Source organism: Alphaproteobacteria bacterium, from assembly GCA_020638555.1.
Taxonomy (GTDB): domain Bacteria; phylum Pseudomonadota; class Alphaproteobacteria; order Bin95; family Bin95; genus JACKII01.
In genome coordinates this window covers 301,985-322,155 of sequence record JACKII010000005.1, presented here as the reverse complement: position 1 = coordinate 322,155, position 20,171 = coordinate 301,985, and the positions used below count along the sequence as shown (strand labels likewise).

The window sequence follows — 20,171 nt, the reverse complement described above, 5'->3', positions numbered from 1 at the left end:
TCACCCACGACAATGGCGGCGAGTTCGCGAGGCATGGCGACCTCACGGAACAAATCGGCCTGCGTGCCTTTTTCTGGGACCCGTACAGGCCGTAGCAACGGGGCGGGATCGTGAACGTCAACGACCGGTTGCGCTGGGGACTTCCCCGGAAAGCCAACCTCCGAGCCTACACCGATGACGACATCGGCGACGTGATCTGGAGCCTCAACGCAACGCCTCGAAAATGTCTCGGTTTTCAAACCGCGATCGAGGCGTTCGCGGCCAACCGCGGTGTCACACTTGAAATGTGATTCCAGCCGGGACCACCTCTGCCGCCTTCGGGGCCGGCCTCCTTCTCCCGCCCTATTCCACCGTCACGCTTTTGGCCAGGTTGCGCGGCTGGTCCACGTCGGTGCCCTTGGCGACCGCGGCGTGGTAGGCCAGCAACTGCACCGGGATGGCGTAGAGGATCGGTGCCACGAACGGGTCGATCTCCGGCATTTCGATGGCGTGCACCGCATGGGCGCCGACCTTGGCAATGCCCTTGCGGTCGGCGAACAGGATCGGCTTGCCGCCGCGGGCCACCACTTCGTGCAGGTTGCTGGCGGTCTTCTCGAACAGCGGGTCGCCGGGCGCGATGAACACCACCGGCACCGAGTCGTCGATCAGCGCGATGGGCCCGTGCTTCATCTCGCCGGCGGCATAGCCCTCGGCGTGGATATAGCTGATTTCCTTCAGTTTCAGTGCGCCTTCCATGGCAATCGGGAAGGACGAGCCGCGGCCGAGATAGAGCACGTCGCGCGCCTCGGCCACCGAAAGGGCGATCTCGCGGATGCGGCCGTCATGGTTCAGCACCTCGGCGATGCGCGCCGGCACTTCCAGCAGGGCGGAGGTCAGCCGCGCCGCCTGCGCACCGTCGATACTGCCGCGGGCGACGCCAGTGGCGATCGCCAACGCCGCCAGCACCGTCAACTGGGTGGTGAACGCCTTGGTGGAGGCGACGCCGATCTCCGGCCCGGCCAGCGTGGCGAGCGTCGCGTGGCTCTCCCGCGCGATGGCGCTTTCGGGCACGTTCACCACCGAGATGATGGTCTGCCCCTGGCTTTTGGCATAGCGCAGCGATTCCAGCGTATCCACGGTCTCGCCCGACTGGCTGATGCACATGGCGACGCCGTTTTCCGGCAAGGGCGCCTCGCGATAGCGGAACTCGCTGGCGATATCGACGTCGCAGGGCACGCGCGCCACCTGCTCCAGCCAGTATTTGCCGACCAGGCCGGCATAATAGGCCGTGCCGCAGGCGTTGATGGTGAAGCGCGAGACCCGGCCCAGGTCCACCGGCAGCGGCGGCATCTGCACCGCCCGGGTCGACGGGTTGAACAGGGCGCGCAGCGTGTCGCCCACCACCGCCGGCTGTTCGTAGATCTCCTTCAGCATGAAATGGCGGTAATTGCCCTTGCCGATCATGGCGCCGGAGACGGCGCTTTCCTTGATCTCGCGCTGCACGGGGGTGTTGGCGGCGTCGTAGATCTGCGCCTCCGCACCGCGGATCACCACCCAGTCGCCTTCGTCCAGATAGCTGAGCCGGCGGGTGAGCGGCGCCAGCGCCAGCGCGTCCGAGCCCAGATACATCTCGCCGTCGCCATAGCCCACGGCCAGCGGGCTGCCGCGGCGGGCGCCGATCATCAGGTCATGCTCGCCGGTGAAGATCATGGCGAGCGCGAACGCGCCCTCGACCCGCCTCAGCATGCGGCGCACCGCCTCCACCGGCTCGGCGCCGGCGTTGAGTTCCTGGGTCAGCAGGTGGGCGACGACCTCGGTATCGGTCTCGGTGTTGAAGGTGTGGCCCTGGGCCTCCAGTTCGCCGCGCAGGGTCTGGAAATTCTCGATGATGCCGTTGTGAACCACGGCGACCCGGCCGGTCGCGTGCGGGTGGGCGTTCGCCTCGGTCGGCGCGCCATGGGTGGCCCAGCGGGTGTGGCCGATGCCGACAATGCCGCCGATGGGTTGGTGCTCGACCAGGGATTCCAGATTGGCCAGCTTCCCCTCCGCCCGGCGCCGGTCGATATGGCCGTCGACCAGGGTGGCGATGCCGGCGGAATCATACCCGCGGTATTCCAGCCGCTTCAACGCATCCACCAGGTGATGGGCGACCGGGCGCTGGCCGACGATGCCAATGATTCCGCACATAGACGAGAGAACTCCGAACGGGAGAAAACGAAAGAACGACAGAGGTGGGAGCGGGACCGCGGGTCAGTCCGCGGCGCGCTCCTGGCGGCGGCGACGCTTGCGGTCGCGGAATTTGGCGGCCCAGCCGGGCTTGGTCTCCTGCCGGGCGCGTTCGATGGCGAGCGCATCGCCCGGCACATTCTGGCTGATGACGCTGCCGGCGGCGGTGATGGCGCCGTCGCCGATGGTCACGGGCGCGACCAGCGCATTGTTGGTGCCGACGAAGGCGTCGGCGCCGATATCGGTGAAATGCTTGTCGAAACCGTCGTAATTGCAGGTGATGGTGCCGGCGCCGATATTGGCGCGTGCACCCACCCGCGCATCGCCGATATAGGCGAGGTGGTTGACCTTGGCCCCGGCTTCCACCGTCGCCTTCTTGATTTCGACGAAATTGCCGAGATGCGCGCCCTCGCCGATTTCCGCGCCCGGCCGCAGGCGGGCATAGGGGCCGAGAATGGCGTGGTCGGCGATGCGGGCGCCCTCGAAATGGCAGAAGCCCTTGATCTCCACGCCGTTGCCGACACTGACGCCGGGCATAAACACCGTGTGCGGCCCGACATAGACATCCTGGCCGAACCGGGTGTCGGCCGAGAGATAGACCGTCTCCGGCATGGGCATGGTCACGCCGGCCAGCATGGCCGCCTCGCGCAGGCGGGTTTGCAGCACCGCCTCGGCCATCGCCAGTTCGACGCGGGAGTTGACGCCCAGCAACTCGGCCTCCGCACCCTCGACCACGGCGCAACCGGCGCCGTCGGCGCGGGCGAGCGCGACCAGGTCGGTCAGATAGTATTCGCCCTTCTTGTTGTCGTTGCCGATGCGGCGCAGCCAGCCAAACAGGCGGGCGCCCTCCACCAGCATCACGCCGGAATTGCAGAGCGGCGCGGCCTTCTCGGCCTCGGTCGCGTCCTTGAACTCGACAATGCGTTCCAGGGTGCCGTCCGCCGCCTGGATCAGGCGGCCATAGGCGTTGGCGGCGGCGACGCGCATGCCCAGCACGACGACCGCCGGCGCGGCATCCGACCGGCGCGCCGCCAGCATGGCCCGGAGGGTGTCGGCGGTGATCAGCGGCGTGTCGCCGAACAGGATGAACACGTCGCCGGCGAAGTCGGCCATCTCGGCTGCGGCGGCGAGCGCCGCATGGCCGGTGCCGAGTGCCTCCGCCTGGATTGCGGTGCGGTGCGGTGCGACCGCGTCGGCGACGGCGTCCATTCCCGGCGCGACCACCACGCAGATCCGCGCGGGCGACAGCGCGCCGACCGTATCGGTCACGTGCCGCACCATCGCCTTGCCGGCCAGCTTGTGCAGAACCTTGGGCAAATCGGACTTCATGCGCGTGCCCTTGCCCGCGGCCAGAACGATTGCGCCGATCGTGTTGTTCGTCATGTCAGTCACCGGAACCGCCTGTCAGACACACCTGCTCTACTGGATTATCTTGGCATAATGTCGGTTGCAGATTGGTGATCGGGATCACAGAGCACCGTGAAACGCGCCCGCATTGCGCCCGGATGCGCAATAGACGCGGGCGTGCCGTCACGGCTGGTGTTGCTTTGTGCCATCTGCTTTAAGCTCTGAACACTCAAGTTTTGTTGCGGAAAGTTGCAATCCCGATGCATCCCGACGCCATCGTCTTCGACCTGGACGGCACGCTGATCGACAGTGCCGCCGACCTGACGTTAACACTTAACCTTTTGCTGGCAGAACACAAGCGTCGACAGCTTTCGGTTGAGTCGGTGCGCCGCATGATCGGCGACGGTGTCGGCGCCCTGGTCCGCCGCGGCTTCGCGGCCACCGGCGCCCAGGTCGATCCCGCGGATCACCCCGGCCTGACGCGCCGCTTCCTGGCCTTCTACACCGACCCGAACCGCGAGCATCTGGCCCGGGTCTATCCGGGCGTGCCGCAGACGCTTGCCGGTTTCGCGCGCCGGGGCATCCGCCTGGGGGTGTGCACCAACAAGGCCCAGGTCGCCACCGACCAGGTGCTGCACGAGGCGGGCCTGACCCCGTTTTTCGAGGCCGTTATCGGCCAGGACACCGCGCCGGCGCCGAAGCCCGACCCGGCCCATGTCCGCGCCGTCTGCGCGGCGCTGGGCCAGCCGGCGCGGGCGGTGATGATCGGCGACAGCGCCAACGACCTGCGCGCCGGCCGGGCCGCCGGGCTCGGCGTTATCCTGGTGACCTATGGCTATGGCACGCCGGAAGCCCTGGCGGATGCCGATGCGACGGTCGACCGCTTCGACCAGTTGTCCGAGGCCATCGCGCGGCTGCCGTAGGCGCGGGCACGGCAATCGTCCTTTACTCGGGCCGGCGCTGCTTGCACGATAGCGGCAAAAGCGTCTTGAGGCGCGAGGCAAGGGAGTTTCGCCATGTATCTGACCCAGGGGCTGAAGCGTTCGGCCCAGATCGACCGCGACGGCACGTCGACCTGCATCATGGCGCCGGACGGCGGGGAACGGCGCCGAACCTGGGCCGAAACCGTCGAGCGGGTGGCGAAACTGGCGGGGGCCATGCAAGGGCTGGGCCTGGGCGCCGGCGACCGCGCCGCCATCCTGGCGCTGAACAGCGACCGCTATTACGAGTTCTTCTTCGCCACCGCCTGGGCCGGCGGCGTGTTCGTGCCGATCAACATCCGCCTGGCGCCGCCCGAGGTGCAGCACTGGCTGAACGATTCCGAGGCGAAAATCCTGTTCATCGACGCCCAGTTCGCGCCGGTGCTCCAGGCCCTCGACGGCAAGCTGCCCCATGTGGAGCAGGTGGTCTATCTGGGCGACGACGTGCCGCCCGCCGGCATGCACGGCTATGAGGCGATCCTGGCCGCCGCCGATCCGGCGCCCGATGCCGAATGCGCCTATGAGGACCTGGCCGGCCTGTTCTACACCGGCGGCACCACCGGCCGGTCCAAGGGCGTGATGCTGTCGCACCGCAACCTGGTCTGCAACAATTTCAACGTGATGTCGGTGTTCGACTACAAGCCGGGCTCGCGCTATCTGCACGCGCCGCCCATGTTCCACATCGCCGACTGCGTCGCGGTGTTCGGCCAGACCCAGATGGGCAATTCCCACTATTTCATCCCGATGTTCACGCCCGAGGCGACCATGGACGCGATCCAGCGCTGGCAGATCACCGACACGCTGCTGGTGCCGACCATGGTGAACATGACCGTGAACCATCCGGATGTGGCGAAATACGACCTGTCCAGCCTGCAACGGCTGGCCTACGGCGCCTCGCCCATGCCGGAGGCGGTGATCCTGAAGGCGATGGCGGCGATCCCCAACGCGCAGTTCTATCACGCCTACGGCCAGACCGAGTGTGCGCCGCTGACCTCCACCAATGGCCCGGAAAGCCACGTGTTCGAGGGGCCGCTCGCCTACAAGTTCCGCTCGGTCGGTCGCTCGGCGCCGGGGGTGGAGGTGCAGATTCGCGACGCGGACGACGTGGAAGTGCCGCGCGGCGAAGTGGGCGAGATCTGCGTGCGCGGCCCCAATGTCATGCAGGGCTACTGGCGCCAGCCGGAGTTGACCGCCGAGGCGCTGCGTGGCGGCTGGATGCATTCCGGCGACGGCGGCTATATGGACGAGGCCGGCTATATCTATGTGGTCGACCGGGTGAAGGACATGATCATCTCCGGCGGCGAGAACATCTATTCGGCGGAGGTGGAGAGCGCGGTGCAGATGTTCCCGGCCGTGGCCGAATGCGCCGTCATCGGCGTGCCGGACGACAAATGGGGCGAGCGCGTGCACGCCATCGTCCGCCTGAAAGAGGGCATGAGTGCCACCGCCGACGAGATCATCGCCCACTGCCACGCCCAGATCGCCGGCTTCAAATGCCCGCGCGGCGTCGATTTCATCACCGAGCCGCTGCCGCTCTCCGGTGCGGGCAAAATCCTGAAAACCGCGTTGCGCCAACCCTATTGGGAAGGCCATACCAAACAGGTGAACTGAGCGGCGCGCCCGTTTCACCGGCCTGTCACCGGCCTGTCACCGGCGGTCGTTACGCAGGCGGGGAGTGCCGAACCGCCAGCACCGCATGACAGGGAACCGAACGGCATGGGCGCCGCTGACGTCTTCTGGACCTTTCTGAAGCTCGGTTGCACGTCGTTCGGCGGACCGTCGGCGCATCTGGGCTATTTCCGCACCGCCTTCGTGCAGCGGCTCGGCTGGCTATCGGAGGCGCGCTATGCCGAACTGGTGGCGCTGGGCCAGTTCCTGCCGGGGCCGGCGTCGAGCCAGGTCGGCTTTGCCATCGGCCTGGAGCGGGCAGGGGCCGCCGGCGGGGCCGCCGCCTGGGCCGGCTTCACCCTGCCATCGGCCCTGATCATGCTGGCCGCCGCCTTCGGCCTCGACGCCCTGCCGGCGGCATTGCTGCCGGGCGTGGTCCAGGGGCTGAAACTGGTGGCGGTGGCCGTCGTGCTGCACGCGGTGCTCGGCATGGCCGAAACGCTCTGCCGCGACCGGGTCCACCGCCTGCTGGGGGTGGGCGCGCTGGTGCTGAGCCTGCTGATGGAGGGCGTCGCCGGCCAGCTGGCGGCCCTGGTCCTGGCCGGCCTCGCCGCGTTTTTCGCCGCGACTCCCGCCGCCGCCGGGCCGTCCGCCGCGCCGGCGCCGAAGCGGGTCGGGTCATGGCCATTCCTGCTGATCGGCTGCGCCATCGCCCTGCTGCTTGTGCTGCCCTTCGCCCGCGCCCTGCCGGTCGCCGCCATCGCCGAACCCTTCTACCGCGCCGGCAGCCTGGTGTTCGGCGGCGGGCATGTGGTGCTGCCCTTCCTGGAGAGCGCCACGGTCGGCCAGGGCGGGCTGCCGACGGAAACCTTCCTCGCCGGCTATGGCATCGCCCAGGCCATTCCCGGACCGCTGTTCACCTTCGCCGCCTATCTGGGCGCGGCGAGCCACGGCATTGCGGGCGGGGTCATCGCGCTGGTGGCGATCTTCGCGCCCGGCCTGCTGCTGATGGCCGGCGCGCTGCCGCTCTGGACGCAGTTGTCGCACAAGCCGGGCCTGCGGCGCGCGCTCGGCGGTGTGAATGCGGCGGTGGTGGGCATTCTGGGGGCGGCGCTCTACGACCCGCTTTGGACCACCGCGGTGCACGGAACCGCCGACGTGGCGGCGGTCGCCGTCGGCTGGGCCATGCTCCAGGTGCTGCGCTGGCCGCCCTGGACCGTCGCCCTGGCCGGCCTCGCCTATGGCCTGGCGTTGGCGACGCTGTAGCGCCCCTGTTTCCCGGCCGAGCCGGAGGCGAGAGCCGGGACCGGTGTCTTTCGTCGAACACCCAGGCGGGCGGTGTTCGCGCGCCGCTACCGGCCCCGGATCGGCGCTCCGCACCGTCCGGGGTACGGCGATGCGATCAGGGAGCGCGCAATGCGGGTGCCGTTGCGATCACGCCGCCGCGGCGGCCATCTGGCGGGAAAGCCAGGCCTCCATGGCGGTGGCATCCGGGGAGAGCGGCGTCGCCAGGCCGTCGGCGAAGGCCAGGAACGCCTCCTCATTGCGCTTGTTGACGGAGACCAGGACGGGCACGCCCAGGGCCAGGGCCTTGGCGATCAGGTCGCGGAAGCCATGGCCCTCGGCCTCGTGCTTGCCGAACTTGTTGACGATCAGGCAGTCGGCGCCGGCGTCCAGTTCCGCCTCGACCAGCCCCACCGCCCCTTCCAGCGCGCCGGCGTCCAGGCGGCAGCCGCGCGCGAGCGCGCCGCGCTCCTCGGAGATGCGGATTTCCGGGCCGTCCGGCAGCACCCGCACGTCCATATCGCAATGGCCGCCGTTCGGGTTGTCGGTGTTGGTCTGCACCGTGCCGCAGACGCGGACGCCCCGCGCCAGCAGGCGGTCGGCAACCGCGATCAGCAGGGGGTCGATATGGCCGCGCTCGCGGCCGATCACATACGCGAGAATTTCCATGAGACGATCCGAAAGGGGCAAGAGGAAAACAGCGGAACCGGTAGCGACGGGTTACGACGGATCGGGCATCGCCACCGGATCGAAGCGCGCGCCGGAAATCTCCGCCGCTGCCACCAGATCCGCGGCGAAACCCCGGGCCGCCCGGGTCCAGGCGGCCTTTTCCAAGGCCTCGGCCAGGGTGCGTTCGACCGCCGCGAACGGCAGCACCTCGCCACCCGCGGCGGCGTCGAGGCGAATGACGTGGAAGCCGTAGTCGGTTTCCACCGGCTCCAGCGTCACCTCGCCCGGCCGCAACGCCCGCAGCGCGGCTTCGAAGGCCGGCACCGTGTCGCCGGGGCGAAGCTGGCCGAGCCGGCCGCCATTCGCGCGCGACCCGCAATCGCTCTGCTCGGCGGCGAGCGCGGCGAAGGTCTGGGGCGAGGCCAGCACATGGCCCAGCAAGCCTTCCGCCCGCTCCTGTGCCGCTTCCCGCGCCGCCGCATCGTCCGGCGCGGCGGCGCAGAGAATGTGCGACACCTCCCAGAGCGGCGGCGAACGGAAGCGCTCCGGGTCGCGCTGCCATTCGCGGTGCACGGTGGCCGCGTCCGGCGGATCGACCGCCACCGCCTGTTCCAGCACGGCGCGGATCAGCGCCTCCTCGTCGGTTTCGAAGCGGCCGGGCGCGACCTCTTCCGGGTCCGCGGTCAGGCCCAGCCGGCGCGCCTCCTGCAACAGCAGCGTGCGCACCGCCAGTGCCTCGGCCGCCCGGCGCCAGGCAAGGCCGGGCTTGCCTGCGGGCGCCGGGTGGTTCTGGGCTTCGGCGGCGATGGCGGCGCGGGGCACGCGCTCGCCATTGACCACCAGGTCGGGGAACAGGGCCGTCGCCATCCGCCCTACTCCGCCGGCGCCCGCACCGGCCCGGACCGGCGCGAACGGACGATCTGATAGCCGGGCCGGATCAGATAGCGCACCGGCGCCGACAGCATGTGCACCAGCCGGGTGAACGGGAACACGAGCAGGATGGTCAGGCCGACGAACAGGTGCAGCTTGAAGATCCACGAGACGTCGGCGATATACCCGGCCGCGCCGGAATCGAAGGTGAAAATGCCCTGGGCCCAGGCCATGAACTTGGTCATCTCGTGCCCGTCCAGGTGTTGCAGTGAGACGATGATGGTGCAGAGCCCCAGCACGAGTTGCACCAGCAGCAGCCCCAGAATGCCGATGTCGGCCAGGCTGGAGGTCTTGCGGATGCGCGGGTCGGTCCAGCGCCGGTGGAACAGCAGGCCGCCGCCCGTCAACGCCATCACGCCGGCGACGCCGCCCAGAAGGATGGCCAGCAACTGCTTGGCGCCGTGGCTGATGCCCAGCGTGTCGAACACCCAGATCGGCGTCAGCAGGCCGACCAGATGGCCGAAAAAGATCACCAGCACACCGACATGGAACAGCACCGAGCCGATCACGAACTGCCGGCGCCGCAGCAACTGGCTCGACGAGCTTTTCCAGCTGAAAGGGTCGCGCTCGTAGCGGGCGATCGAGCCGATCGCCAGCACTGAGAGGGCGATATAGGGGTAGATTCCGAAAACGAAATTGTGCATCGAAGCCTCCGTTATTCCGCGGCCACGCCGCGGGCGGGCGCTGGGGGCAGGTCCATCCGGGCGAGCATGTCGCGCACCTGCGGACAACCGGCATTCGGGTCGGGGCTGAAGCGCACCTCCGCTTCCTCCCAGACCGCGTCCAGGGCGTCGAGATCGCTGGGATCGTCCTCCGGCTGCTGCATCAGCTCGGCCACCGCCGCCGCGTCCGGCCGGGCCGAGGCCAGGCCGGTCAGCGCGGCGAACACCGCGGCATAGGGGCTCTGCCGCCGCGTCAGCCGCTGGTCGAGCGCCGCCAGGATCGGCCCCGCATCCTGCAACACCACCTGCGCCTCCGCCGGCGAGCGGGTCGCCAGGAATTCCAGCAGCACCGGCAGATGGTCCGGCAGTTCGCTGGTGGTCGGCTCGAAGCCGGCGTCGCGATAGGTCTCCAGCAGCGAGACCATGGCGCCGCCGCGCTCGCGGCTTTCGCCGTGCACGTGCTCGAACAGGTTCAGCGACAGGGTGCGCGAGCGGTCGAACAGCAGCACGAACCGCTCTTCCAGGTCATAGAGATCCCGGGTCGCCAGCTCGTCGAACAGGCGGGCGAGCCCGGCGCGGACGCCGGGGCGCAGGCGCCGGTCGGCGGCGACCACCGCCGCGATCTCCGGCATGGCCTGCTGCCATTCCCGGCTCGGATAGCTGAGGGCGAGCGACAGCGCCTTCAGGGTGCGGTCTTGCACGGTCATGCTCATTCCACCGTCTCCTTCGGCATCTGTAACGGCCGCTTGCGGCCACCGAACAGCGAGAAGTCGCTGAGGCCGTCCGAACAGCCATTGGTATCGGTGAAGCCGCAGCCGCCGCGCAGGTCGTAGGCCGCTTCCACCTGTTCGCGGTGGGTGGTCGGGATCACGAACCGGTCCTCGTAGTCGGCCAGCGCCATGATCTTGTACATGTCCTCGATCACCGCGCCCGAGAGGCCGACGCGCTCGGCAATGCCCTCGTCGATGACGCCGTCCACGGTCTTGGCCCGCATATAGCCGCGCATGGCCAGCATGCGCTCCAGCGCGTGGACGATGGGCGCCTCCTCGCCGGCGGTCAGCATGTTGGCGAGATAGCGCACCGGGATGCGCAGATTGCGCACGTCCGGCAGCCCGTCATTGGTGCTGATCGCCCCCGCCTCCGCCGCGTTCTGGATCGGCGAGAGCGGCGGCACATACCAGACCATGGGCAGGGTGCGGTATTCCGGATGCAGCGGGAAGGCCACCTTCCAGTCCATGGCCAGCTTCCAGATCGGGCTGTTCTGCGCCGCGCCGATCCAGTCCTCCGGGATGCCGTCGCGGCGCGCGGCCCGGATCACCTCCGGGTCGTTCGGGTCGAGGAAGATCGACAGCTGCGCCTCATAGAGGTCGGTGGTGCGCTCGGCGCTGGCCGCTTCCTCGATCCGGTCGGCGTCATAGAGGATGACGCCGATATAGCGGATGCGACCGACGCAGGTTTCCGAGCAGACCGTGGGGTTGCCGGACTCGATGCGCGGATAGCAGAGCGTGCACTTCTCCGACTTGCCGGTCGACCAGTTGTAATAGACCTTCTTGTAGGGGCAGCCGGAAACGCACATGCGCCAGCCGCGGCATTTCTCCTGGTCGATCAGGACGATGCCGTCTTCCTCGCGCTTGTAGATCGCGCCGCTCGGGCAACTGGCGGCACAGGCCGGGTTCAGGCAGTGCTCGCAGAGCCGCGGCAGGTACATCATGAAGGTGTTTTCGTATTCGCCGTAAATCTGCTTTTCGATGCCGGCGAAATTGTAATCCTGCGAGCGTTTGGAGAACTCGCCGCCCAGGATTTCCTCCCAGTTCGGGCCCTTGACGATCTTGTCCATGCGCTCGCCGGTGATGCGCGAGCGCGGGCGGGCGGTCGGGAAGGCCTCCATTTCCGGGGCCGATTTCAGATGGTCGTAGTCGAAGTCGAACGGCTCGTAATAGTCGTCGATTTCCGGCAGCGACGGGTTGGCGAAGATGTTGGCGAGGATGCGCCACTTCGCCCCCTGCATCGGCTGCAAGCTGCCGGAGCGGGTGCGCCGCCAGCCGCCTTTCCAGCGGTCCTGGTTCTCCCAGTCGGTGGGATAGCCGGTGCCGGGCTTGGTCTCGACATTGTTGAACCACGCGTATTCGACGCCCTCGCGGCTGGTCCAGACATTCTTGCAGGTGACGGAACAGGTGTGGCAGCCGATGCATTTGTCGAGGTTCAGCACCATGCCGATTTGCGCACGAACCCTCATTGCGCGGCCTCCTTCTGGGCGGCGGGGCGGTCGAGCCAGTCGACCTTGTCCATCTTGCGCACGATCACGAACTCGTCCCGGTTCGAGCCGACCGTGCCGTAATAGTTGAAGCCGTAGGACTGCTGGGCGTAGCCGCCGATCATGTGCGTCGGCTTCAGCACGGCGCGGGTCACCGAATTGTGGATGCCGCCGCGCTTGCCCGTGCGCTCGGAACCGGGCGTGTTCACGATCTTCTCCTGGGCGTGATACATGAAGGTGGTGCCTTCCTTGATCCGCTGCGACACCACCGCCCGGGCGGTCAAAGCGCCGTTGCTGTTGTACAGCTCCACCCAGTCATTGTCGGCGATGCCGGCGGTGCGCGCGTCGGTCTCGCTGATCCAGATCACCGGCCCGCCGCGGTTCAGCGTCAGCATCAGCAGGTTGTCGGTGTAGGTGGAGTGAATGCCCCATTTCTGGTGCGGCGTGATGAAGTTCAGCACCACGTGCGCGCGGCCGTCGCGGGCGCTGTCGTTGACCTGGTCGGTGACGCTCTTCAGGTCGACCGGCGGGCGATAGGTCATGAAGCCCTCGCCGAAGGCCAGCATCCACAGATGATCCTGATAGAGCTGCTGCCGTCCGGTCAGCGTGCGCCAGGGGATCAACTCGTGCACGTTGGTATAGCCGGCATTGTAGCAGACATGCTCGCTTTCCAGGCCGGACCAGGTCGGCGACGAGATGATCTTGCGCGGCTGGGCGGCGATGTCGCGGAAGCGGATTTTCTCGTCTTCCTTCGGCATGGCCAGATGGGTGTGGTCGCGCCCGGTCGTCTTGCCGAGCGCCTCCCACGCCTTGACCGCCACCTCGCCATTGGTTTCCGGCGCCAGCATCAGCACGACTTCGGTTGCGTCGATGTCGGTGACGATCTTGGCGCAGCCCTTGGCCGGGCCGTCCGCCCAGACGCCGTTCAGCGCGCGCAGCGACTCCACCTCGTGCTCGGTCTTCCAGGAAATGCCCTTGCCGCCATTGCCGATCCGGTCCATCAGCGGGCCGAGGGCCACGAACCGGTCGTAAATGGCGGTGTAGTCGCGCTCGACGGCGACGTAATTCGGCGCGGTCTTGCCCGGCACCAGATCGCACTCGCCCTTCTTCCAGTCCTTGACCTGGTCCTGCGCGATCTCCGCCGGGGTGTCGTGCAGGATGGGCAGGGCGACGATGTCGGTTTCCTGGCCCAGGATTTCCGGCGCCACCGCCTGGAACTTTTTGGCGATGGCCTTGAAAATCTCCCAGTCGGACTTGGATTCATAGGCCGGGTCCACCGCCGCCTGCAGCGGGTGGATGAACGGGTGCATGTCCGAGGTGTTGAGGTCGTTTTTCTCGTACCAGCTGGCCGTCGGCAGCACGATGTCGGAATAGACCGCCGTCGTGCTCATGCGGAAGTCGATGCAGACCAGCAGGTCCAGCTTGCCGCGCGGGCCTTCCTCGTGCCACTTGGCCTCTTTCGGCAATTGCCGGCCTTCCTCGCCCAGGTCGCGGCCGAGCACGCCGTGGTCGGTGCCGAGCAGGTGCTTCAGGAAGTATTCGTGGCCCTTGCCGGACGAGCCCAGCAGGTTGGAGCGCCAGACGAACAGGTTGCGCGGCCAGTTTTCCGGCGCATCCGGGTCCTCGCACGACATTTCCAGCCGGCCGGACTTCAACTCCTCGGCCACATGGGCACCGATGTCCTTGCCGGCCGCCTTCGCCGCCTTCGCCACCTCCAGCGGGTTGGTCTTGAGCTGCGGTGCCGACGGCAGCCAGCCCATGCGCTCGGCCCGGATGTTGAAGTCGATCAGCGAGGCGTCCCAATCGCCCTCCGGCGCGGTCGGCGAGACGATTTCCGCCGCCTGTACCGTCTCGTAGCGCCACTGGTCGGTGTGGGCATACCAGGCCGAGGTCGAGTTCATGTGCCGTGGCGGCCGGCCCCAGTCCAGCGCGAAGGCCAGCGGCAGCCAGCCGGTCTGCGGCCGCAGCTTCTCCTGGCCGACATAGTGGGCCCAGCCGCCGCCGGACTGGCCGACGCAACCGCACATCACCAACATGTTGATGACGCCGCGATAGTTCATGTCCATGTGGTACCAGTGGTTCATCGCCGCGCCGATGATGACCATGGACTTGCCGTTGGTCTTTTCCGCGGTCTCGGCGAACTCGCGCGCCACGTGGATGATGCGGTCGGCCTTGACGCCGGTGATCTTCTCGGCCCAGGCGGGGGTGCCGGGGACGTCGGCATTGTAGTCCGACGCGACCCAGTCGCCGCCCAGCCCGCGGTCCAGGCCGTAATTGGCGCAATAGAGGTCGAACACGGTGGCGACCGCCACCTCGCCCGCCGCCGTGGCGACGCGCTTGACCGGCACGTTGCGGGTCAGCACGTCGGGACGGGTGTCTCCGGTCGAGAACGGGTCGGACGCCTGGCCGCCGAAATACGGGAAGTCGACGCCGGCCACCGTGTCATGGTCGCCCTCGCCGACCAGGGTCAGCTTCAGGCGCGTCGCGGCATCGCCGGAGCGCTCCTCCAGGTTCCAGCGACCGGCCTCGCCCCAGCGATGGCCGATGCTGCCGTTCGGCGCCACCAGCCCGCCGGTGGTCTCGTCCACCGCCACCGTTTTCCAGTCCGGATTGTTGGCCTCGCCCAGGCCGCCGTCCAGGTCGGCCGCGCGCAGGAAACGGCCCGGCACCAGCCGGCCGTCGCGCTCGTCCAGGCGCACCAGCATCGGGAAGTCGGAATATTGCCGGCAATAATCCTGGAAATAGGGCACCTGCCGGTTCAGGTGGAACTCCCGCAGGATGACATGGCCGAACGCCTGGGCCAGGGCCGCGTCGGTGCCCTGCTTCACGTTCAGCCAGACATCGCCGAACTTCGCCGCCTCGGAATAATCCGGGCAGATCACCGCCGACTTGGCGCCGCGATAACGCGCTTCGGTGTAGAAGTGCGCATCCGGGGTGCGCGTCTGCGGCACGTTCGAGCCCCAGAGGATCAGATAGCCGGCATTGTACCAGTCGGCCGATTCCGGCACGTCCGTCTGCTCGCCCCAGACCATGGGCGAGGCCGGCGGCAGGTCGCAATACCAGTCGTAGAACGACATGCAGACGCCGCCGATCAGGCTCAGATAGCGCGAGCCCGCGGCATAGCTGATCATCGACATGGCCGGGATCGGGCTGAAGCCGAAAATCCGGTCGGGGCCATGGGTCTTGGCAGTGTAGGCGTTGGCGGCCGCCGTGATCTCCGTCGCCTCGTCCCAGGACGCGCGCACGAACCCGCCCTTGCCGCGCGTCTCCACATAGGAGGCGCGCAGGATCGGGTCGTTCTGGATCTGGGTCCAGGCCTGGATCGGGCTCAGCGTCTGGCGCAGCTTGCGCCAGACCTTCAACAGCCGCCCGCGCACCAGCGGGTTCTTCACCCGGTTGGCGCTGTAGAGATACCAGCTATAGCTGGCACCGCGGGCGCAACCGCGCGGCTCGTGGTTCGGCAGGCCCGGCCGCGTGCGCGGATAGTCGGTCGCCTGGGTCTCCCAGGTGACGATGCCGGACTTGACATAGATCCGCCACGAGCACGAGCCGGTGCAGTTGACGCCGTGGGTGGAGCGGACGGTTTTGTCGTGCCGCCAGCGGTTGCGATAGGTGTCCTCCCACGCCCGGCTCTCGCGGGTGGTCTGGCCGTAGCCGTCCGAAAACCGGTCGAGTTCGCGGGATTTCAGGAAGTTCAATCGGTCGAGCAGATGACTCATACGATCGGTCCTCGTCTATTTGGTGGCGTGGGCGACACGGGCGGGGGCATGGCGTTCCTGGTTGCGCAACAGGCCGCGAGGGCTGGTGTAGAACACCCAGGTAATAATAAGGCAGATCGCGTAGAACGCCAGGAAGGCCCAGAGTGCCGCGACCGGACCGCCGGTCATGGCGATGGAGGTGCCATACGCCTTGGGGATGAAGAAGGCGCCATAGGCCGCGATGGCGCTGGTAAAGGCGATGATCGCCGCGCTCTCGCGCTCCGCCTGGCGCCGGGTCGCGTCCGCGCCCAGGTTCGGCATCAGCCGCGGCACTTCCTTGCCCATGATGGCCGGGATCATCTGGAAGGTGGAGGCATTGCCGACGCCGGTCAGGAAGAACAGCGCCATGAACGAGGCGAAGAAGCCGGCAAAGCTGCCGCCCTCGCCGCCGGACGGCAGGAAGGTGATCACCCCGAACACGGCGACAATCATGCCGGCAAAGGTCCAGAAGGTCACACGGCCGCCGCCGAACCGGTCGCTGATCCAGCCGGTGCCGGCCCGCGACAGGGCGCCGACCAACGGCCCCAGGAACACGTATTGCAGCGCGTTCACCTCCGGGAATTGCAGCTTGGTCAGCAACGGGAAGCCCGCGGAATAGCCGATGAAGCTGCCGAACGTGCCGGTGTAGAGGATGCACATCAGCCAGTTGTGCTTGCGGCTGAAAATGATCGCCTGGTCCTTGAAGCTGGCCTTGGCGTCGGCAATGTCGTTCATGCCGAGCCACGCCGCGGCGGTCGCCACCACGATGAACGGCACCCAGACGAAGCCCGCATTCTGCATGAACAGCTCGCCGCCGGCCGACAGCGTCTGCGGCGCGCCGCCCACGGCGCCGAACACGCCGGTGGTGATGACGAGCGGCACCAGGAACTGCATGACCGACACACCCAGATTGCCGAGCCCGGCATTCAGCGCCAGCGCATTGCCCTTCTCCGCCTTCGGGAAGAAGAAGGCGATGTTGGCCATGGACGAGGCGAAGTTGCCGCCGCCGAGGCCGCACAGCAGCGCCAGCGTCAGGAAGATCAGATAGGGGGTTTGCGGGTCCTGCACCGCATAGCCGATGCCAAAGGCCGGCAGCAGCAGCGAGGCGGTCGACAGCGTCGTCCACAGCCGGCCGCCGAAGATCGGCACCATGAAACTATAGAAGATGCGCAGCGTCGCACCGGACAGGCCCGGCAGCGCCGCCAGCCAGAACAACTCGCTGGGGCTGAAATTGAAGCCGATCGACGGCAGCCGCGCCACCACGACCGACCACACCATCCAGACCGAGAAGGCGAGCAACAGCGCCGGGATCGAGATCCAGAGATTGCGCCGCGCAATGGCCCGGCCCTTGGACTGCCAGAAGGTCGGATCCTCCGGCTGCCAGTCCTGTAGGGTGCGCGCCATCACGGTTTCGCCGGGAATGTGGATGTCCTGCATTTCCGGAAGTTCCGGCAGGCGATCCAAGTCCTCGGCCATGGCGCTGCGCTCCATGGCACGGATCGAGAAGTGCATCCAGACCAGGGCGACCGCGACCAACAGGAACAGCAAGGCGAAACAACTGGTGTAAATGCCGGTCAGGTCCAGCAGCGCGCCGAAGATGATCGGCAGGATGAAGCCGCCGAGGCCGCCGATCATGCCGACCAGGCCGCCGACCGCACCCACATGCTGGGGATAATAGACCGGAATGTGCTTGTATACGGCCGCCTTGCCCAGGCTCATGAAGAAGCCCAGCGCGAACAGCACGGCGACGAACGGCCAGAGCGGCATTTCCGTCTCGAAATGCACCAGGCCGGCCTTGGTCTGGATGATGTATTCCGTCGGCGGGTAGGACAGCATGAACAGCAGGATCATGCTGAAGCCGAACGTCCAGTACATCACCGCGCGCGCGCCGAACCGGTCGGACAGGTGGCCGCCATAGGCGCGGAACAACGAGGCCGACAGCGAGAACGCCGCCGCCGCCATGCCAGCGGTTTCCACGTCGACGCCATAGACCTCGATCAGATAGTGCGGCGCCCACAGAGCAATGGCGACGAACGCGCCGAACACGAAGAAATAATAGAGCGAGAACCGCCAGACCTGCAGATTGCGCAGCGGGGCGAACTGCTCCGCCAGCGACGGCGCCCGCACCCCGGTCTTGCGCCGCTCCACCAGGGCCGGTTCGTCCTTCGCGAACAGGAAGAACAGCACGCCCAGGCCGGCCAGCACCAGCGCCCAGACGATGGCGACCCCTTGCCAGCCGACGGCAACCATGACGAACGGTGCCACGAATTTGGTGACCGCCGCGCCGACATTGCCGACGCCGAACACGCCCAGCGCCGTGCCCTGGAGGCGGGCTTCGTACCATTCGGACACATAGGCGATGCCGATGATGAACGACCCGCCGGCGAGCCCGATGCCCAGCGCCGCCAGCAAGTAGAGGGGATAGGAATCCGCGAAGGTCAGCAGCCAGGTTGCCAGCGCCGCCAGCAGCATCTGCAACGGGAAGACGATGCGGGCGCCATAGCGCTCGGTCCAAACGCCGAGGATGAGGCGGGTCAGCGACCCGGTCAGGATCGGCGTCGCCACCAACAGGCCGAACTCGAACTCCGTCAGTCCCAGTTCCGCCTTGATCGCAACACCGATGATCGAAAAGATCGTCCAAACCGCGAAACACGCGGTGAAAGCGATCGTGCTTAATCCCAGCGCCCGGTTTTGGTCCGAGCGCGAGACAGCCACGGCACCTCGCATCTGATTCCCTCCAGTCGTTTTCCTCCGGCATCCGCCGGATCCTCAGGTACGGGACAGACCATAGGTTTATTCACCGGATTCTCATTTGACTTAAATCACAAAAATGCCCTCTCGACCTATGAAATTATTTCCCGTTATTTTATCATATTACCATATGTATAATTGCATACTGGCGCTTGACCCAAATTCAATCTTATATTGACATTTATCAAGAGGTCGCCCAAGAATTTCCCGCCCCTGCACCCGCAATGGATGGATATGCCCGAACCGTATCACGCCGACATCCGCTCGCTCGATCTGTTCGCGCAGATGGAGTCCGACAAGTTCGAGGCGCTGATGCGGGGCTCGTACGTGCACAACTTTCCGCCGCAGATCCAACTGATTACGGAAGGCGAGCAGAGCGACTTCCTGCATATCGTGCTGTCGGGAACGGTCGAGTTGTTCTGCACCTGGAACGGGCGCGAAACCAGCATGGCCACGGTTCGCCCGGTTTCCACCTTCATCCTGGCGGCCACGATCAAGGACGCGCCCTATCTGATGTCGGCCCGGACGATGGAAAAAAGTCGCATCGCCCTGTTGCCCAGCCAGGACGTGCGCGCCGTGTTCGATGCCGATGCGAAATTCGCCCGCGCCATCGTCACCGAACTGGCGCAATGCTACCGCTCCGTCGTCAAGCACACCAAGGACCTGAAATTGCGCAATGGCCAGGAGCGGCTGGCGAACTACCTGCTGCGCGAACATCGCGCCGCCGGCGGCGCGCCGGCGTTCGAACTGCGCACCGACAAGCGCCGCCTGGCGGCCTTGCTGGGCATGACGCCGGAAAATCTGAGCCGCAGCTTCAACGGCCTCCGCGCCCAGGGCGTCTCGACCAAGGGCAGCACGGTCTCGATCGAGGACCCGGATCATCTCCGGGAGTTTGCCAAGCCCAGCCCGCTGATCGACGACCAGAGCCTCTGAGGCCGCCCGCCTATTTCAGGCGTTCGGCCGTCTCGCGGTCGGCCTGCACCGTGCGCTCATAGCTGGGCAGCGCGGTCATGCGCTCCCAGAAGCCCTGCACGTTCGCCGGCAGCGCCGCGCCCACATTGCGATGATAGCCTCGCAGGACATAGGCGTTGCTCAGGTCCGCCGCGCACATCGTGTCGCCCAGCAGGTAGGGCCGGTCGGCCAGCGCCCGGTCCAGCGCCTCGACGCACTGGGTGGCGCGGCCCTGCATCTCCGCCACCACATCCGGCAGTTCCGGGTTGAACTCGCGCCGGTGGTTGGTGATCTCGCCGAGCGGACGCTGGAAGGTCGCCTCCGAGAACCAGAGCCATTGCAGGAAATGGGCATAGTCCGGCGCGCCCGCCGCCGGTTGCAGGCGCCCCTCGCCATGGCGCGCCAGGATGTACTGGATCATAGCGCAGGACTCGTGCATGCGCAGGTCGCCGTCGTCCATCACCGGCACCTTCGCGACCGGGTGCATGGCCCGCCATTCGGGCGTGCGCCGGTAGTCGGCCGAGAAATTCACCGGCCGGATCTCGTAGGGCACGCCCAGCTCCTCGCACACCCACATGACGCGGAAGCCCCGGGTGCCGGGGGAGTGGTAGATGGTCAGCATGACAGGAGTTTCCTTGGCCGGCAGGCCGGAGAGAAAGGGGGCCCGGCTCGCCGGGCGGAGCGCCGGTGTTTCCCGGCCGCCGCGGAGCGGTGGGCCGGGGCCGGTCGCTGTCGCGAACACCGCCGCCAACGGTGTTCGAAGGAAGACACCGGCCCCGGATCGGCGCTCCGC

The 20,171-nt window shown here is 67.3% G+C and carries 15 protein-coding genes; 5 read left to right on the top strand and 10 right to left on the bottom strand.

The genetic code is table 11. From position 1 onward, the window contains the following. Nucleotides 1-110: 110 nt before the first annotated feature. Complete coding sequence (locus tag H6844_17810) at nt 111-290, top strand: hypothetical protein (GenBank protein ID MCB9931263.1); 180 nt, start codon at nt 111-113, stop codon at nt 288-290. 52 nt (nt 291-342) lie between these two features. On the opposite strand, the gene glmS is transcribed toward H6844_17810, so the two are convergent. Then, complete coding sequence (gene glmS / locus H6844_17805) at nt 343-2,166, bottom strand: glutamine--fructose-6-phosphate transaminase (isomerizing) (GenBank protein MCB9931262.1); 1,824 nt, start codon at nt 2,164-2,166, stop codon at nt 343-345. A 63-nt stretch (nt 2,167-2,229) separates the two neighbouring features. Then, the gene (gene glmU, locus H6844_17800) at nt 2,230-3,588 is read right to left on the bottom strand and encodes a bifunctional UDP-N-acetylglucosamine diphosphorylase/glucosamine-1-phosphate N-acetyltransferase GlmU (protein MCB9931261.1); all 1,359 of its coding nucleotides are present in this window, start codon (nt 3,586-3,588) and stop codon (nt 2,230-2,232) included. A gap of 224 nt (nt 3,589-3,812) precedes the next feature. Between glmU and H6844_17795 the strand changes: the two genes are divergently transcribed. The 3 genes from H6844_17795 (at nt 3,813) to chrA (ending at nt 7,406) form a co-directional block, all read left to right on the top strand. Continuing rightward, the gene (locus H6844_17795; protein MCB9931260.1) at nt 3,813-4,475 is read left to right on the top strand and encodes an HAD-IA family hydrolase; all 663 of its coding nucleotides are present in this window, start codon (nt 3,813-3,815) and stop codon (nt 4,473-4,475) included. A gap of 93 nt (nt 4,476-4,568) precedes the next feature. Beyond that, nucleotides 4,569-6,143: a long-chain-fatty-acid--CoA ligase gene (locus H6844_17790; protein ID MCB9931259.1), complete on the top strand. Its 1,575-nt coding sequence runs from the start codon at nt 4,569-4,571 to the stop codon at nt 6,141-6,143. A gap of 105 nt (nt 6,144-6,248) precedes the next feature. Next, complete coding sequence (chrA, locus tag H6844_17785) at nt 6,249-7,406, top strand: chromate efflux transporter (protein ID MCB9931258.1); 1,158 nt, start codon at nt 6,249-6,251, stop codon at nt 7,404-7,406. Between the two features lie 168 nt (nt 7,407-7,574). On the opposite strand, the gene H6844_17780 is transcribed toward chrA, so the two are convergent. Genes H6844_17780 through H6844_17750 form a run of 7 tightly spaced genes read right to left on the bottom strand, consistent with a single transcriptional unit; the run spans nt 7,575 to nt 18,403 of the window. Next, nucleotides 7,575-8,093 carry a DUF2478 domain-containing protein gene (locus H6844_17780; protein MCB9931257.1) on the bottom strand — a complete coding sequence of 173 codons (519 nt, stop codon included), beginning with the start codon at nt 8,091-8,093 and terminating at the stop codon, nt 7,575-7,577. A gap of 51 nt (nt 8,094-8,144) precedes the next feature. Then, the gene (locus H6844_17775; protein MCB9931256.1) at nt 8,145-8,960 is read right to left on the bottom strand and encodes a peptidylprolyl isomerase; all 816 of its coding nucleotides are present in this window, start codon (nt 8,958-8,960) and stop codon (nt 8,145-8,147) included. Nucleotides 8,961-8,965: 5 nt separating this feature from the next. Next, nucleotides 8,966-9,667 carry a respiratory nitrate reductase subunit gamma gene (gene narI / locus H6844_17770; GenBank protein ID MCB9931255.1) on the bottom strand — a complete coding sequence of 234 codons (702 nt, stop codon included), beginning with the start codon at nt 9,665-9,667 and terminating at the stop codon, nt 8,966-8,968. Nucleotides 9,668-9,678: 11 nt separating this feature from the next. Then, nucleotides 9,679-10,392, bottom strand: a complete 714-nt coding sequence (gene narJ, locus H6844_17765; protein MCB9931254.1) for a nitrate reductase molybdenum cofactor assembly chaperone — start codon at nt 10,390-10,392, stop codon at nt 9,679-9,681. 2 nt (nt 10,393-10,394) lie between these two features. Further along, nucleotides 10,395-11,921, bottom strand: coding sequence for a nitrate reductase subunit beta (narH, locus tag H6844_17760; GenBank protein ID MCB9931253.1), 1,527 nt, complete (start codon nt 11,919-11,921; stop codon nt 10,395-10,397). Next, nucleotides 11,918-15,658, bottom strand: coding sequence for a nitrate reductase subunit alpha (locus tag H6844_17755; GenBank protein ID MCB9931252.1), 3,741 nt, complete (start codon nt 15,656-15,658; stop codon nt 11,918-11,920). The genes narH and H6844_17755 overlap by 4 nt, the downstream gene beginning before the upstream one ends. A gap of 15 nt (nt 15,659-15,673) precedes the next feature. Beyond that, nucleotides 15,674-18,403, bottom strand: a complete 2,730-nt coding sequence (locus H6844_17750) for an MFS transporter (protein ID MCB9931251.1) — start codon at nt 18,401-18,403, stop codon at nt 15,674-15,676. Nucleotides 18,404-18,661: 258 nt separating this feature from the next. On the opposite strand from H6844_17750, the gene H6844_17745 reads away from it, so the two are divergent. Further along, nucleotides 18,662-19,360 carry a helix-turn-helix domain-containing protein gene (locus tag H6844_17745; protein MCB9931250.1) on the top strand — a complete coding sequence of 233 codons (699 nt, stop codon included), beginning with the start codon at nt 18,662-18,664 and terminating at the stop codon, nt 19,358-19,360. Nucleotides 19,361-19,370: 10 nt separating this feature from the next. On the opposite strand, the gene H6844_17740 is transcribed toward H6844_17745, so the two are convergent. Continuing rightward, a complete protein-coding gene (locus tag H6844_17740) occupies nt 19,371-20,000 on the bottom strand; it encodes a glutathione S-transferase family protein (protein ID MCB9931249.1) in 630 nt (209 codons plus the stop codon). Nucleotides 20,001-20,171: the final 171 nt, after the last annotated feature.

Bases quoted from the DNA above. Each gene is read 5' to 3' on its own strand.
- glmS (MCB9931262.1), bottom strand. From the start codon at position 2,166: ATGTGCGGAATCATTGGCATCGTCGGCCAGCGCCCGGTCGCCCATCAC.
- glmU (MCB9931261.1), bottom strand. From the start codon at position 3,588: ATGACGAACAACACGATCGGCGCAATCGTTCTGGCCGCGGGCAAGGGC.
- H6844_17795 (MCB9931260.1), top strand. From the start codon at position 3,813: ATGCATCCCGACGCCATCGTCTTCGACCTGGACGGCACGCTGATCGAC.
- H6844_17790 (MCB9931259.1), top strand. From the start codon at position 4,569: ATGTATCTGACCCAGGGGCTGAAGCGTTCGGCCCAGATCGACCGCGAC.
- chrA (MCB9931258.1), top strand. From the start codon at position 6,249: ATGGGCGCCGCTGACGTCTTCTGGACCTTTCTGAAGCTCGGTTGCACG.
- H6844_17780 (MCB9931257.1), bottom strand. From the start codon at position 8,093: ATGGAAATTCTCGCGTATGTGATCGGCCGCGAGCGCGGCCATATCGAC.
- H6844_17775 (MCB9931256.1), bottom strand. From the start codon at position 8,960: ATGGCGACGGCCCTGTTCCCCGACCTGGTGGTCAATGGCGAGCGCGTG.
- narI (MCB9931255.1), bottom strand. From the start codon at position 9,667: ATGCACAATTTCGTTTTCGGAATCTACCCCTATATCGCCCTCTCAGTG.
- narJ (MCB9931254.1), bottom strand. From the start codon at position 10,392: ATGACCGTGCAAGACCGCACCCTGAAGGCGCTGTCGCTCGCCCTCAGC.
- narH (MCB9931253.1), bottom strand. From the start codon at position 11,921: ATGAGGGTTCGTGCGCAAATCGGCATGGTGCTGAACCTCGACAAATGC.
- H6844_17755 (MCB9931252.1), bottom strand. From the start codon at position 15,658: ATGAGTCATCTGCTCGACCGATTGAACTTCCTGAAATCCCGCGAACTC.
- H6844_17750 (MCB9931251.1), bottom strand. From the start codon at position 18,403: ATGCGAGGTGCCGTGGCTGTCTCGCGCTCGGACCAAAACCGGGCGCTG.
- H6844_17745 (MCB9931250.1), top strand. From the start codon at position 18,662: ATGCCCGAACCGTATCACGCCGACATCCGCTCGCTCGATCTGTTCGCG.
- H6844_17740 (MCB9931249.1), bottom strand. From the start codon at position 20,000: ATGCTGACCATCTACCACTCCCCCGGCACCCGGGGCTTCCGCGTCATG.